Below are 14633 nucleotides of genomic sequence, written 5' to 3' on the forward strand. Positions count from 1 at the left end.
CCCTTGGAAACCGGCGACTGCGGCCCCATCTAGCTTTCAGCCCCCGAGCACAGGATGCCGCATGACCAACAGCTACCGCATCAAAACCGAACCGCTCAAAGGTCGCGTCACCGCCAGCCGGAACGGCACGGTACTCGCCAGCAGCGAAAGCGCCCTGGTGATGTATGAGACCCGCCTGCCCCCAGCCATCTATTTTCCCGAGAACGATATTGCCGCCCCGCTGAGCGAACTGACCGAACTACAGACATTTTGCCCGTTCAAGGGCACCGCAAGCTACCGTGATCTTGAGGTTTCGGGCGAACACTTGCCGAACGCGGTCTGGTCCTATCTGTCGGCGCTGCCTGAAAGCCACGCAATTCAGGGCCATTATGGTTTCATGCCCGATGTCGTCACCGATATGGACCTGGGCGAAAACACCCTTTGCGCCGATGACCCCGGAAACATCGGCGGCCCGATCGTCGACTGGTTGCTGCGCGAGGCCGCTTTCATCACGACGCCCGAAGACTTCACCGCCGCGCTTGCGCTCAGGCTTCGTGAACATGGGGTGCATCTTTCCCGGCTGAGCGTGATGCTGTGGTCCCTGCACCCGCTGATCGCGGGCAAGAACTATATCTGGGAGAAGGACGCAAAGGAGGTCAGCGTCTTTGCGCCCTCCTACGAAATCCACGATCACCCCAGCTACATGAACAGCCCGCTGCGCCATGTATCAAGCGGCTTTGGCGGTATCCGGCAAAAGCTCGGCGCGAAATGTTCCAGCAACAGCTTCCCGATCATCGAGGACCTGCAGGCCAAAGGCGCGACGGACTATGTGGCGATGCCGATGCCATTTTCTGACGGGCGCAGGAATGTTCTGACGCTGACAAGCGACCATCCCGATGGGTTCAGTACCGCGAATCTGGGGCTGGTGTTTGAATGCTCACCCGTAATCAGCCGATTCTACGAAGTCTTCATGCAGAAGGAGAACGCGCAGTCTCTGCTTGAGACCTATGTCGGCAAACGGTCCGGCGCGCGCGTTCTGGGCGGGCAAATCCGGCGCGGCGACGGTGACGAGATTGATGCCGCGATCATGTTTTGCGATCTGCACGATTCCACCCGGTTGGCCGAAACGCTGGATCGTACCGCGTATATCGCGTTGCTGAACCAGTTTTTCGAAACTACATCGACGATCATTCACGATCACGGTGGCGAGGTTCTCAAGTTCATCGGCGACGCGGTCCTCGCGGTATTCCCGGCAGGCGACGATGCCAAAATGGCCTGTTCTCAGGCTCTGGAAGCCGCGCGGGCAATCGTGGATCATTCCGCCGACCGGGAAGATCCTGCATCGGCCCATCAATACGAATGCTCCATCGGGATCGCCTTTGGTCGCGTGACCTATGGCAATGTCGGTTCGCGGGAACGTCTGGATTTTACAGTCATCGGTCAGGCCGCCAATCTGGCGTCACGTCTCAATGACTATGCCAAGTGCAACAATCACGGTATCGTCGTAACCCGAGATGTTGCCGATGCGTGCAAGGGCATGGTGGAACTCGGTCCGCTCAGGCTTCACAACATGTCCGAGACGGTGCATGGCTACGTCGCAGATGTGCCCGAGGTCGCCTAGAGCGTTTCGCGACTGGCTTGGATCATCCGGTGTCACCTAACGCGTTGTATTCCGCGAAACGCCTTAACCCGACGGACCCCGGCCCCTGCGCGCCATGCCCCGCGCCGGATCATAGCCGATCAGGCTGCCCCCCATGAAAACCGCGAAAGCCAGGACCACCCACAACAATGCTATCCCGTTCAGGCTCTCATAGAGGGCAAAACGGATCAGTTCGACGGCATGGGTAAACGGGTTGACGGCACAGATATCGCGCAATAGGGGCGAGCTTTCGGCCATTCTCCAGAGCGGGTAGAGCGCGCTGGACATGAAAAACATCGGGAAAATCACGAAGTTCATCACCCCGGCAAAGTTTTCCAGCTGTCGGATGGTCGAGGAAATCAGCAACCCCAGGGCACCCAGCATCAGGCCGCTGATCACCAGCGCGGGGAATGCGTAGACATACCCCATCAGCGGCATTGTGATCCCGAAGGCGGCGGCAATGGCGAGAAAGACATAAACCTGCAGGATCGATACCACGACCCCGGCGAGCAGTTTCGAGAACAGCAACCACCAACGCGGCAGCGGGCTGGTCAGCAAGAGCCGCATGGAACCCATCTCGCGGTCATAGACGAGCGACAGGGACGATTGCATCCCGTTGAAAAGTTGGATCATGCCGCATAGGCCGGGAACAATGTAGACTTCGTAGGTGATGTAAGTCTGGTAAGGCGGGATGATCGACAGGCCCAGCGCCGCGCGGAACCCGGCAGCAAACACGATCAGCCACACCAGAGGCCGCACCAGTGCCGCGATGAACCGGCTGCGCTGGTTGACAAAGCGCATGGCCTCGCGAACAACGATCGCGCGCAGGGCGACAAACCAGCCCATCATGCGGGTTCTTTCCGCGCAGTCATCTTGATGAACGCATCGATCAGCGGCCCGTCCCCGGCAATGTTGGCTGCCCTGTCGTGGCACATTACGCGCCCTTGATGCAGCACGACGACATCATCGTCGTCGCCGATTTCGTCAACCAGATGCGTCGCCCAGAACACCAGGAGCCCCGAGTCTGCCAGATCATGCACATGCGCGGTGATCGCCTGGCGGCTGCCAGTGTCCAACCCCACGGTTGGCTCGTCCAACATCAGCACTTTGGGATCATGGATCAGGGCGCGGGCAATCTCCATCCGGCGACGATGCCCACCGTTCAGAGCGCGCGCCTTCTCGCCCGCCCGTTCCCGCATATCAAGACGGTCAAGCGCTGCATCAATGCTGCGCTGTGCGGATGCCCCGGACAGACCCTGAAGTGCCGCGAAATAGCGAAGGTTTTGCAGCACTGTCATATCAAGATCGAGTGTCTGCTGTTGAAAGACCACGCCGATCTGCGCCAATGCGGCGCGCGGGCTTTGTGCCAGATCATGCCCCGCAACCGAGATTGCGCCGTCGCGCGTCACCAGAAGCCGGGTCATCAACGAGAACAGAGTGGATTTGCCGGCACCGTTGGGGCCGAGCAGGGCACAAAATCGCCCTTCAGTCAGATCAAAGGACACATGATCAAGCGCTCGCTTGGCCCCATAGCTATAGGACACGTCGTGAACGGTGAGCATGCTCATCCCGTGCTATTCGATGATGATTTCGACCCGCTGACTTTCACCGGTGGACCCTGGCTGTTTCAGTTCATAGCGTCCGGGTTTGATCGCGACGAATTCGATTTCCATCGTACCGGCTTCGTCGAACTCCAGACTGTCAATGCCATAAGGGCGGATTTCCAACCCATTCACAACCACTTCGTTGACCCAGATCGCGCGAAAGAAGCCGGCACCTTCCAGCGCCAGTTCGCCGGTTCCGTCTGCCACAATCTCGATTTCATAGGCCATGCCGGATTTCAGTTTCAATGGCTCCGCGGCAATCGGCTTGCCGACAGACAGGGTCAGTTCAGGCAAATCTTCCTTGTTGGACTTTGACAAGATGCCGGCAAAGCCGAATTCATGCGCCATCCCCGGCCCGCCAAGCAATGCCGCCGTGCAGGCGAGTGCAAGAAGTCGTTTCATTTGTGTTGCTCCCGGTTGGCAAAGTAGAGATGCCCATTGGCCGGAGCTTATTCGGGGAAACAAACCCGGCCAATGGGCCATTGCAGATGTGCGGTCTGCGCGCGTTCAGAATTCCACACGCATCGGAGAGGTCAACCGCCACCAAAGGCGTAGATGGCGGCGCAGGGCCAGAGACGCTTCTCGCGCGTTCTGAGCTGTCGCTTGGCAGATATCGTTCAAATTCTTGCCAATCGCATTTGGTGCGCGCAAAGCTGAACTGCCGTCCAGGCGTGTCAAACCCAGATTGCGAGAAACTGCCAATGTCCAGAGATCCCCTGTTGCAACCCTATCAGCTCAAGCATCTCACCTTGAAGAACAGGATCATGACAACGAGTCATGAACCCGCATATCCCGAGGATGGCATGCCCAAGGATCGCTATCGCGCCTACCACGAAGAACGCGCGAAAGGTGGTGTCGCCCTGGCGATGACGGCGGGGTCTGCCGTGGTGTCAAAGGACAGCCCGCCCTCGTTCAACAACATTCTGGCTTACAAGGACGAGGTCGTTCCCTGGATCCAGAACCTGACAGACGCTTGCCACGCGCATGGCTGTGCCGTGATGATCCAGTTGACGCATCTGGGGCGACGCACCGGCTGGAGCAAGGGCGATTGGCTGCCCTCTGTTTCGTCCTCGCGCCATCGCGAACCGGCACATCGCGCCTTTCCAAAGCTGATCGAAGACTGGGACATCGAGCGGATCATCACTGACTTTGCCGATGCAGCCGAGCGGATGAAGGCGGGCGGGATGGACGGGATCGAGCTTGAGGTCTATGGCCACCTGCTCGATCAATTCTGGTCTCCGCTGACCAATGAACTGGACGGACCCTATGGAGCAGAGACGCTCGATTCGCGGATGCGATTGCCCCTCGACGTGCTCGCCGCCATCCGCAAGCGGGTTGGCGACGGGTTTATCGTCGGCTTCCGGTACACTGCGGACGAGGCACACAAGGGCGGCATCACCGCAGAGGAAGGTATCGAGATATCTCGTCGCCTGAAGGCCACCGGACAACTCGATTTCCTGAATGTCATTCGCGGGCGCATCCATACTGACTCGGCGCTGACCGACGTCATCCCCGTACAGGGCATGGCCAGCGCGCCGCATCTCGATTTTGCGGGCGAGGTCCGAAAGGCCACCGGGATGCCCACATTCCACGCCGCGCGGATACCCGATGTTGCGACGGCCCGGCATGCGGTGGCGGCGGGACTTCTGGATATGGTCGGCATGACCCGCGCGCATATGGCAGATCCGCACATCGTCAACAAGATCATGGCCGGGCGCGAAGACGACATTCGCCCCTGTGTCGGAGCAACCTATTGCCTTGATCGGATTTATCAGGCGGCTGATGCGCTGTGTATTCACAACGCCGCCACCGGTCGCGAAAGAACCATGCCACATGCCATTTCCCCCGCCGAAACGCCACGCAGGATCGTGATCGTCGGCGCCGGGCCCGCAGGGCTTGAAGCCGCGCGCGTCGCCGCCGAACGCGGGCATGAAGTCGTGGTTTTTGAAGCACAGCCGGACCCGGGCGGCCAACTGCGCCTCGCCGCGCAAAGCCCGCGCCGCCGCGAAATGCTCTCAATCATCGACTGGCGCATGTCCCAATGTGCGGCCCATAACGTGACATTCCATTTCAGCACCTGGGCCGAGACCGGCGATGTCGTCGCGCTGAATCCCGATATCGTCCTGATCGCAACCGGCGGATTGCCCAATACGGAGCTTTTTGAGACCGGCAAGGAGGCGGACCACGTCACGACCACATGGGACCTCATTGCAGGCGATCAAAAACCGGCGAACAACATTCTCATCTATGACGAGAGTGGCGATCATCCAGCGCTGCAAGCTGCCGAAATCGCGGCCAATGCCGGGGCGCGGGTCGAAGTGATGACACCCGACCGGGTCTTTGCCCCGGATATCATGGCGATGAACCTTGTGCCCTACATGCGCGCATTGCAGGACAAGGATGTCACCTTTACGGTGACCCGCCGCCTGCTGGGTGTTGAACGATCCGGCAACACGCTGACCGCGACCATCGGCACGGATTACAGCGATCATACCTACCGTGCCGAGTATGATCAGGTGGTGGTGAATTACGGCACACTGCCAATGGACGACCTGTACCACGAACTCAGACCCCGCAGCACCAACCTTGGCGAGGTGGACCATGACGCCCTGATCGCGGGAAACTCCCAGACTGTTTGCCGAAATGCCGACGGCGCTTTCAAGCTGTTCCGTATCGGGGATGCGGTTTCTGCACGCAACACGCACGCCGCCATCTATGACGCGTTGCGCCTGGTCAAGGATTTGTAGCCGCGCGGTCCTGACGGCCCGCTGCCCGACAAAAAGCCATTCCGGATTGACCCGCTGTACAAAAAATTATTAAAGTAAAGAAATAACTTTACCCGCGATATAAAATCCGAGGCCGGTTAAAATGCCCAAACAGAAGATCCGAAACATGGATGCGTTCTCGGCGGTATGCGGCGTATCGCGTCCGACCTTGTCGAAATTCTTCAACGACCCCGACAGCGTAAAGCGGTCTACCCGCGCCAAGATCGAGCAGGCCCTGGCCAAGTATGACTATCGCCCGAACATCTATGCCGTTAACCAGAATCGGCAGATAACCAGAAACATCGGGATCATGGTGCCAAATCTGGCAGACCCGTTCTTTTCCGAGATCGGGCGCGAGGTCGAGTTGGCCTGTCACGACGCCGGTTACAGCCCCATCGTTCTAAGTTCGCACGGTCGTCCCGCTCTTGAGGCGCGCAATCTGAACCTGCTTCGGTCACTGAAACCTGCGGGCGTGCTCCTGGCCCCTTTCGGGCGCATTTCGGATGTGAACATGGTCGAGAAATTCGCGAAAGACATACCTGTCGTGTTTTTTGATGCGAATATCGACGGGATTGGCGAGGCGTTTGTCGGCACCGACAACGATCAGAGCATGGATCTCATGGTTGAATACTTGTGTCGCAGCGGTCAACCGCCGTGCCTGTTCGAAATGAAGTCGCCCTTGAACCCCAATGCCAATAAGCGGCGCCACGCCTACCTCGAAAGCATGCAGCGGCATGGCTTTCCGGCGCATATCCATCAAGCCAGCGGGGAAGGGTGGGATTTCGAAGCGATTGGCAGCGCCGAAGGCGGCAGAATGCTCTCCGAGAACGCCTTTCCGACAAATACCGTGCTGTGCAGCAATGACCGCCTTGCCATCGGAATGCTATCAGCAGCCTACAGCCTCGGCCTGCGCGTCGGGCACGGGTCGAACTGCAAACTGAGAATCGCCGGACATGACGATCATCCGTATTCTCGCTTTACCTGCCCATCGCTCACGACAATTGCCCAGGACTACAAGGAAATTGCCACACGTGCCGCACAGACGCTTTTTGCGATGATCGAATCGCCGGAAAGTGGCGCAGAGCGAGGTAAGACCTTGCTGGATGGAAAGCTCATCATGCGAAACTCAGCATAAACACATGGAATCAATCAGAATGGATAATATTTTACGCGCGTAAAAATTTATATTGACTTGACCTTTCCGATAGCGCTACCAATGATGTGCAAACTCGAATGGGGGAGGACCCAGAATGTCTCTTAGAAACTCACTTTTGGCAGCAACGGCGCTGACCTGCGCTTCGGCGTTTGGCGCATACGCCCAGACCACGGTGACCATCGCCACCGTCAACAACGGCGACATGGTTCGCATGCAGGGGCTGGCAGACGAATTCACCGCCGCCAATCCAGACATCACATTGGAATGGGTTACGCTGGAGGAAAACGTTCTGCGTCAGCGCGTAACCCAGGACATTGCCGCCAATGGCGGCCAGTTCGATGTCATGACCATCGGCACCTATGAGGTTCCGATCTGGGGTGCCCAGGACTGGCTGGTCTCGCTCAATGACCTTCCTGCGGAATGGGACGCAGACGATATTCTGCCCGCAATCCGGGGCGGTCTGACCGTCGACGGCGAATTGTATGCGGCCCCGTTCTACGGCGAGAGCTCGATGGTGATGTACCGCACCGATCTGATGGAAAAAGCCGGTCTGGAAATGCCCGAGGCACCGACCTGGGATTTCGTCAAGGAAGCCGCCGCGGCAATGACCGACAAGGAAAACGACATCTACGGCATCTGCCTGCGCGGCAAAGCGGGTTGGGGCGAGAACGCCGCATTCCTGACCGCGATGTCGAATTCATTCGGCGCACGCTGGTTTGATGAAGACTGGACGCCGCAATTCGACAGCGAGGCTTGGGCCAACACTCTCAACTTCTACATGGATCTGTTGACCAACTATGGCCCGCCGGGCGCCTCGACCAATGGGTTCAACGAAAACCTGTCGCTGTTTCAACAGGGCAAATGCGGCATGTGGATCGATGCCACCGTGGCTGCGTCCTTCGTGACCAATCCCACCGACTCGACGGTCGCTGACAAGGTTGGTTTTGCATTGGCACCGGACAACGGGTTGGGCAAGCGCGGCAACTGGCTCTGGGCTTGGTCGCTGGCCATTCCGGCTGGTTCTGACGCGGTCGATGCCGCCAAGACGTTCGTCGCATGGGCAACAAGCAAGGAATACACAGCCTTGGTCGCCGCCAAGGAAGGTTGGGCGAATGTTCCTCCCGGAACGCGCACGTCTCTCTATGAGAATCCCGAGTACCAGAAAGTGCCTTTCGCTGCGATGACATTGAATTCCATCAACGCGGCCGATCCGGCCAACCCAACCATCGACCCGGTCCCTTACACCGGCGTTCAGTTCGTCGCCATTCCGGAGTTTGCCGGTATCGCGACCCAGGTCGGTCAGGAATTCTCAGCCGCTTTGGCAGGACAGCAAACGGTCGAAGAAGCGCTTGAAAAGGCGCAGGCCCTGACCGTCGACGAAATGGAAGCCGCAGGCTACTGAGCCGCGCCCATCCCACCGCGAAGGGGGCGGCAAAAGCGTCCCCTTCGTGCACCATGAACTTTCCACATCCAAATTCTGCCGACGGCTGCCCAAAGGCAGCCAACAGAGGAGGTGCGCCAAATGGCAACCCAACATTCTCGATCAGCAGCAAGGCTCATGATGGCCCCGGCTGTCGTCCTACTTCTGGGATGGATGCTTGTCCCACTGATCATGACACTCGTGTTTTCTTTCAAGAAATACCTGCCCCTTCGTGGTGGCGATCTCGGCTGGGTCGGCTTTGACAACTACGTCAGGTTCGTGACGTCCAGCGCCTTTTGGCCTTCGGTTCTCGCGACACTGGTGATTGTCGGGGGCGTTCTTCTGATCACCGTTGTTCTGGGTGTCCTGCTCGCGGTTCTGTTAAACCAGCCCATGTGGGGACAGGGTGTCGTCCGCATTCTCGTCATCGCCCCCTTCTTCGTGATGCCGACGGTTTCCGCCCTGGTCTGGAAGAACATGTTCATGGACCCGGTGAACGGGCTCTTCGCCCATTTATGGAAGTTTTTCGGCGCGCAACCGGTGGAATGGCTCAGCGAAGCGTCGATGACATCGATTATCATTATCGTATCCTGGCAATGGCTCCCGTTCGCGACCCTGATCCTGTTAACGGCGATCCAATCGCTTGACGGTGAGCAACTCGAAGCCTCCGAAATGGACGGCGCGCCGCCGCTGGCCCGCTTTGGGTACATCATTCTGCCGCATCTTGGCCGCGCCGTTACCGTTGTCATTTTGATCCAGACGATCTTTCTGCTGTCAATTTTTGCTGAGATCTTCGTCACCACGCAGGGGTCATTCGGCACCCGTACGCTGACCTACCTGATCTACCAGCGTGTGCTCGAAAGCCAGAACGTAGGCCTCGGTTCCGCCGGTGGTGTCTATGCAATCATTCTCGCCAATATCGTTGCGATCTTCCTGATGCGCATCGTTGGCAAGAATCTCGACGCGTGAGGAGGCAATCATGGCACGTGGAATTACAACACAACGCAAGGTCATCAATACAACGGCCGCATGGGCTGTCGGACTACTGATCTTCTTTCCGATCCTCTGGACGATCCTGACAAGTTTCAAGACCGAAGCAACGGCGATCGCGGATCCACCGGTCTTCCTAGCCTTCAACTGGACGTTGGAAAACTACACTGACGTTCTGGAACGATCCAACTATGCCCGGTTCCTGTGGAATTCGATCATCATCGCCGGCGGGTCAACCATCCTGGGCATCATCATCGCGGTGCCGGCGGCCTGGTCCATGGCGTTCGTCCCCTCCAAGAGAACCAAGGATATCCTTCTCTGGATGCTCTCGACCAAGATGCTGCCGGCGGTGGGTGTTCTTTATCCGATCTACCTCATCTTCATCAAGATGGGGCTGCTGGACACGCGCCTTGGACTGATGATTGTCCTGATGCTGATCAACCTGCCGATCATCGTCTGGATGCTCTACACTTACTTCAAGGAAATTCCAGGAGAGATCCTGGAAGCCGCGCGGATGGACGGTGCAACGCTCAAGGAAGAGGTGCTTTACGTACTGACCCCGATGGCCATTCCCGGCATCGCTTCCACCCTGCTGCTGAACGTCATCCTGGCCTGGAACGAAGCGTTCTGGACCTTGAACCTGACGGCGGCAAAGGCGGCTCCGTTGACGGCTTTCATCGCCAGCTACTCCAGTCCCGAAGGACTGTTCTACGCAAAGCTGAGCGCGGCCTCGACCATGGCCATTGCGCCGATCCTCATCCTTGGCTGGTTCAGCCAGAAGCAACTCGTCAGCGGCCTGACCTTCGGCGCTGTGAAATAAGGAAACTGACCAATGGGACAAATTCAACTCAACCAAGTGACCAAATCCTTCGGCGACGTTCAGGTCATCCCACCACTGGACCTGACCATCGAAGACGGCGAATTCACGGTCTTTGTTGGCCCATCCGGCTGCGGCAAGTCCACCCTCCTGCGCCTGATCGCCGGGCTGGAGGACATGACCAGCGGACATATCGCAATCGACGGCGCGGACGCGACCAACGTTCCCCCTGCCAAACGGGGCCTGGCGATGGTGTTTCAGTCCTATGCGCTCTATCCGCATATGTCTGTGCGCAAGAACATCGCGTTTCCGCTGAAGATGGCAAAGATGTCGGAGGACGAGCAGAACCGCCGGATCGACGCCGCCGCCAAGGCGCTCAATCTCACCGACTATCTGGATCGCAAACCCGGCCAGCTTTCCGGTGGTCAGCGTCAACGGGTTGCTATCGGCCGGTCCATCGTTCGCGAACCTTCGGCTTTCCTGTTTGACGAACCGCTGTCCAACCTGGATGCGGCCCTGCGCGTGGGGATGCGGCTGGAAATCAGCGAAATGCACGAGCGGCTGAAGACCACGATGATCTACGTGACCCACGACCAGGTCGAGGCGATGACCATGGCCGACAAGATCGTGGTGCTGCGTGCAGGGTTCATCGAACAGGTTGGGTCGCCGCTGGATCTGTACCATAGTCCGCGCAATGTCTTTGTCGCCGGTTTCATCGGATCGCCAAAGATGAACATCATCAGCGGACCGGAAGCCGCGAAACATGGCGCTCACTCGATCGGAATCCGCCCGGAACATACCGATGTCAGCACCACCGAAGGCATGTGGGAAGGGCGCGTCGGCGTCGCGGAACATCTTGGGTCGGACACGTTCATTCACGTGCACGATACCGGTCTGGATGATATGATCACCGTACGGATCACCGGAGACATCCCGGTGAACCACGGCGACACGATCTATCTCACGCCGCAGTTGGACAAGCTGCACAAGTTCGACGCCGAGGGGCTGCGGATCCAATGAAAGGGCTGGCTGGCATAACAGCCCGAAAAACTGGCATCGTCCGGAAAACCGGGCGCGCCTCTGCCGAGGCACATGTCAGCAAGGAGCCCAGGTCAGTAAAGGATCGCGGTCGGCAAAGGCGTTCGATATGGCCGGGCGGGCCCGCCGGATGATCTTGCCGAAACGGCCAATTTCCTCGCCATCGATGAAACCAAACACATCGTGGCCCAATGCTCCAACATGGATGGTGGACAATGAATGAGCTTGTACCCCTATCAACTGCAACTCTGAATGCGATGCCCGATGGGGTGCGCTTACCCGGCTATGACCGACAGGCGCTGACCGCCGGTATCGTGCACATCGGTCTGGGCAATTTTCACCGGGCGCATCAGGCCTGGTATCTGCACCGGCTCTTTGATCTTGGCCTGTGCCATGATTGGGCGATCCTTGGTGCGGGCGTTCGCCCGAACGACGCCGTCAGCCGTGAACGGCTGATCGCGCAAGATTGTCTGACCACGTTGATCGAGCTTGATCCGACCGGCATGTCGGCCGAGGTCTGCGGTTCGATGATCGGCTATCTGCCGGTCGAGGACGGAAACGGCGCGCTGATCAGGGCGATGACCGATCCTGCGATACGCATTGTCGCGCTGACCGTGACCGAGGGTGGCTATTACGTCGACGCCGTGACCGGCGCGTTCGACACCACGCACCCTGACATCGTGCACGACGCGAGCAACCCCGAAACGCCAAGGACAGCCTTTGGTGCGATGGTCGCCGCGCTGAAACAGCGGCGGCCATCGGGTGCCGGTCCATTCACCGGGCAAAGCTGTGACAACCTTCAGGGCAACGGCACGGTCCTGCGGCAAGCGGTCGTGGGCCTTGCGCGGCTGACGGATCCTGATCTCGCAGACTGGATCGACACGAACTGTTCGTTCCCGAACGCGATGGTCGACTGCATCGTGCCCGCCACCGGTCCCAAGGAACTGGAACTGGTCAAGAGCTTCGGCATCGCCGACAACGCCCCGGTCACACATGAAAACTTCCGCCAATGGGTCATCGAAGATGACTTCTGTAATGGTCGGCCCGACTGGGACAAGACCGGAGCAACGTTTTCCGATCGGGTACACGACTTTGAAACGATGAAACTGCGTATCCTGAATGGCGGTCATCAGGTCATCGCCGTTCCGGGCGAATTACTCGGCATCGACTCAATCGCGGCATCGATGGCGAACCCGGCTATTCGGGGGTTGCTGCAAAAAGTCATGACCGAAGAAGTCGTGCAACATGTCGCCCCGGTGCCGGGGTTCACCGCGCCTGAGTATCTCGACCTGATCGACCGGCGGTTCTCCAATCCCGAAATCGCCGACACAACCCGCCGTGTCGCGTTTGACGGGTCCAGCCGCCAGACCGGGTTTGTCATTCCCAGCATCCGGGACGGCCTGGATACTGGCGCATCTGTCACGGGCCTCGCCTTGGTGTCCGCTCTGTGGGCGCGGTATTGTCAGGGAGTCAGGGAAGATGGCAGCAAGGTCGAACCCAACGATCCAAACTGGGATGCGCTTTACCAAACCGCCGGCGAAGCCAGGACCTGTCCGCTGGCATGGTTGGAAATGGAACGATACTACGGCGATCTCGCCAGGGAAAACCCGTTCTCGAACGCGTTTGAACGCTGGCTGACGATGCTCAATACCGACGGAACCGAGGCCGCCATCAATGCCTATCTGAACGGCTAGGCTGACACCACCTTAGCCCCGCACACCGTTTGCGGGTGGTGCCGAATCAAATCTCGATCGGTTGATTTAGACCGATCGGGACAGCGTTCTCGCCAGTAACGGCATCGATCTTGTGCCTTGGCCAAACCACCTCGACCACCGCACCCCGGCGCTCGCTCTTGCCCCTGCCTCTGCGGTACGGATCTGAACCGTTAGCAAAACTGAGTTCAGCGCCGGAGCGTTCCAGAAGCGTTTTGGCGATGAACAATCCCAGCCCCATGCCTTCGTACTCGGGGCGGGCCTTGTGGTCGGATTCAGTCCGCCGCCGCCGAACGAACGGATCGCCGATGCGTCCGATCATCTGAGGTGGATACCCGCGTCCGTCGTCTATGATCCGTATCGAGATCATGTTCTTGCTCCAGGTCGACTCGATCCAGACGTTGGCGCGGGCGAAATCCACGGCATTCTGAATCAGGTTGCGCAATCCATGGATCATCTCGGGTTGGCGCAGAACCGCAGGTTGCGGCAGAGCATCATTCAGATCGAGCCCTTCTTCGAAATGGACGAATTTGCCCCGGTGCATGTGCGGCTCGGCCGCTTCGTTGATGACCGCCGTAAGCGGAGCCTGGCGCAAATGCAGGTCGTCCTTGCCTGACCGCCCCATGTCACGCAGGATATCCCGGCATCGGTCGGCCTGTTCGCGGATCAGGACGGCATCCTCGCGCAGGCTTGGATTATCATCGAGTTCTTCAACCAACTCGCTGCTGGTCAGCTTGATCGTCGCCAGTGGCGTGCCGAGTTCGTGCGCGGCGGCGGCTACCACGCCACCAAGATCGGTCAGCTTCTGCTCGCGAGACAATGCCATCTGCGTCGCCACAAGCGCATTGTTCATGGATTGGATTTCCGAACTGATACGGCGCGAATAGGCTCCCATGAAGATGATGGCGATGATGATCGCGGCCCAGTTGCCAAAGACAAAGAAGTCGGGAATTTGCAGGATAGTTCCCTGTTCCGTGCGCAGGGGGATATTGAACATGGCGAGAAACGTCACGAGTATGATCGCGCTGCTGCCGATCAGGACCGTCGAACCAAGCCCGAGAACCGTTGCCGAGATGGTGACCGGCCCCAGAAGCAGCAACGCAAACGGATTGCTCAGACCACCGGTCAGGTAGAGCAGGAACGCCAGCTGCAGCAGATCAAACACTACCATCATGAAGTTCTCGAACTCCGAGAGCCGCTTGTTTTCCGGAAAAATGAATATCGCGACCAGGTTTCCGATCACCGAGATACCGACCGTCAAGAAACAGAGACCGATTTCCAGCCGAAGGCCAAAGAACTGCTGTGCGGCGGTGATGGCGGCTAATTGCCCGGCAATGGCCACCCACCGCAGCAGGATCATGGTGCGCAGTCGAATCCAGCTGCTGCGGGGTTGACCGTGCATAAGGCCCATTTCGGTTGCATTCATATAGACACCTGACTGGTTGCAACGGCTGACTATGTTGATAGGAGTCCGCGTGGAAACGTCAACCACACAGTTCCGGAGACCGACTGC

At 58.6% G+C, this 14633-nt stretch carries 12 protein-coding genes; 8 read left to right on the top strand and 4 right to left on the bottom strand.

The annotated features are described in order from the left end of the window. Nucleotides 1–61: 61 nt before the first annotated feature. Entirely contained in the window at nucleotides 62–1600 is a 1539-nt protein-coding gene (locus tag QO231_RS14890; RefSeq protein WP_316777919.1) for a DUF427 domain-containing protein, read from the top strand. Nucleotides 1601–1663: 63 nt separating this feature from the next. On the opposite strand, the gene QO231_RS14895 is transcribed toward QO231_RS14890, so the two are convergent. The 3 genes from QO231_RS14895 to QO231_RS14905 are packed head-to-tail and all read right to left on the bottom strand — an operon-like array spanning nucleotide 1664 to nucleotide 3624. Next, on the bottom strand, nucleotides 1664–2467 hold the full coding sequence (locus QO231_RS14895) for an ABC transporter permease (RefSeq protein WP_316777922.1): 804 nt from the start codon (nucleotides 2465–2467) through the stop codon (nucleotides 1664–1666). After that, nucleotides 2464–3186 carry an ABC transporter ATP-binding protein gene (locus QO231_RS14900; RefSeq protein ID WP_316777925.1) on the bottom strand — a complete coding sequence of 241 codons (723 nt, stop codon included), beginning with the start codon at nucleotides 3184–3186 and terminating at the stop codon, nucleotides 2464–2466. Before QO231_RS14900 ends, QO231_RS14895 begins: the two co-directional genes overlap by 4 nt. 6 nt (nucleotides 3187–3192) lie before the next feature. Next, complete coding sequence (locus tag QO231_RS14905) at nucleotides 3193–3624, bottom strand: cupredoxin domain-containing protein (RefSeq protein WP_316777928.1); 432 nt, start codon at nucleotides 3622–3624, stop codon at nucleotides 3193–3195. 299 nt (nucleotides 3625–3923) lie between these two features. Here QO231_RS14905 and QO231_RS14910 point away from each other — a divergent pair, with 299 nt between their 5' ends. The 7 genes from QO231_RS14910 (at nucleotide 3924) to QO231_RS14940 (ending at nucleotide 13102) form a co-directional block, all read left to right on the top strand. After that, a complete protein-coding gene (locus QO231_RS14910) occupies nucleotides 3924–5969 on the top strand; it encodes an NADH:flavin oxidoreductase (RefSeq protein ID WP_316777931.1) in 2046 nt (681 codons plus the stop codon). Nucleotides 5970–6090: 121 nt separating this feature from the next. Then, nucleotides 6091–7122 (top strand): LacI family DNA-binding transcriptional regulator, encoded by a 1032-nt coding sequence (locus QO231_RS14915; protein WP_316777935.1) that lies wholly within the window; start codon nucleotides 6091–6093, stop codon nucleotides 7120–7122. A 115-nt stretch (nucleotides 7123–7237) separates the two neighbouring features. Further along, the gene (locus tag QO231_RS14920; RefSeq protein ID WP_316777937.1) at nucleotides 7238–8545 is read left to right on the top strand and encodes an ABC transporter substrate-binding protein; all 1308 of its coding nucleotides are present in this window, start codon (nucleotides 7238–7240) and stop codon (nucleotides 8543–8545) included. A gap of 120 nt (nucleotides 8546–8665) precedes the next feature. Further along, a complete protein-coding gene (locus QO231_RS14925; RefSeq protein WP_316777940.1) occupies nucleotides 8666–9532 on the top strand; it encodes a carbohydrate ABC transporter permease in 867 nt (288 codons plus the stop codon). A 10-nt stretch (nucleotides 9533–9542) separates the two neighbouring features. Continuing rightward, nucleotides 9543–10373, top strand: a complete 831-nt coding sequence (locus tag QO231_RS14930) for a carbohydrate ABC transporter permease (RefSeq protein ID WP_316777945.1) — start codon at nucleotides 9543–9545, stop codon at nucleotides 10371–10373. Between the two features lie 12 nt (nucleotides 10374–10385). Continuing rightward, nucleotides 10386–11390: an ABC transporter ATP-binding protein gene (locus QO231_RS14935; RefSeq protein WP_316777948.1), complete on the top strand. Its 1005-nt coding sequence runs from the start codon at nucleotides 10386–10388 to the stop codon at nucleotides 11388–11390. A 233-nt stretch (nucleotides 11391–11623) separates the two neighbouring features. Next, on the top strand, nucleotides 11624–13102 hold the full coding sequence (locus QO231_RS14940; RefSeq protein ID WP_316777951.1) for a mannitol dehydrogenase family protein: 1479 nt from the start codon (nucleotides 11624–11626) through the stop codon (nucleotides 13100–13102). A 46-nt stretch (nucleotides 13103–13148) separates the two neighbouring features. On the opposite strand, the gene regB is transcribed toward QO231_RS14940, so the two are convergent. Next, nucleotides 13149–14546, bottom strand: coding sequence for a sensor histidine kinase RegB (regB, locus tag QO231_RS14945; protein ID WP_316777954.1), 1398 nt, complete (start codon nucleotides 14544–14546; stop codon nucleotides 13149–13151). Nucleotides 14547–14633: the final 87 nt, after the last annotated feature.

It is taken from the genome of Sedimentitalea todarodis (assembly GCF_032595355.1).
Taxonomy (GTDB): Bacteria; Pseudomonadota; Alphaproteobacteria; order Rhodobacterales; family Rhodobacteraceae; genus Sedimentitalea; species Sedimentitalea todarodis.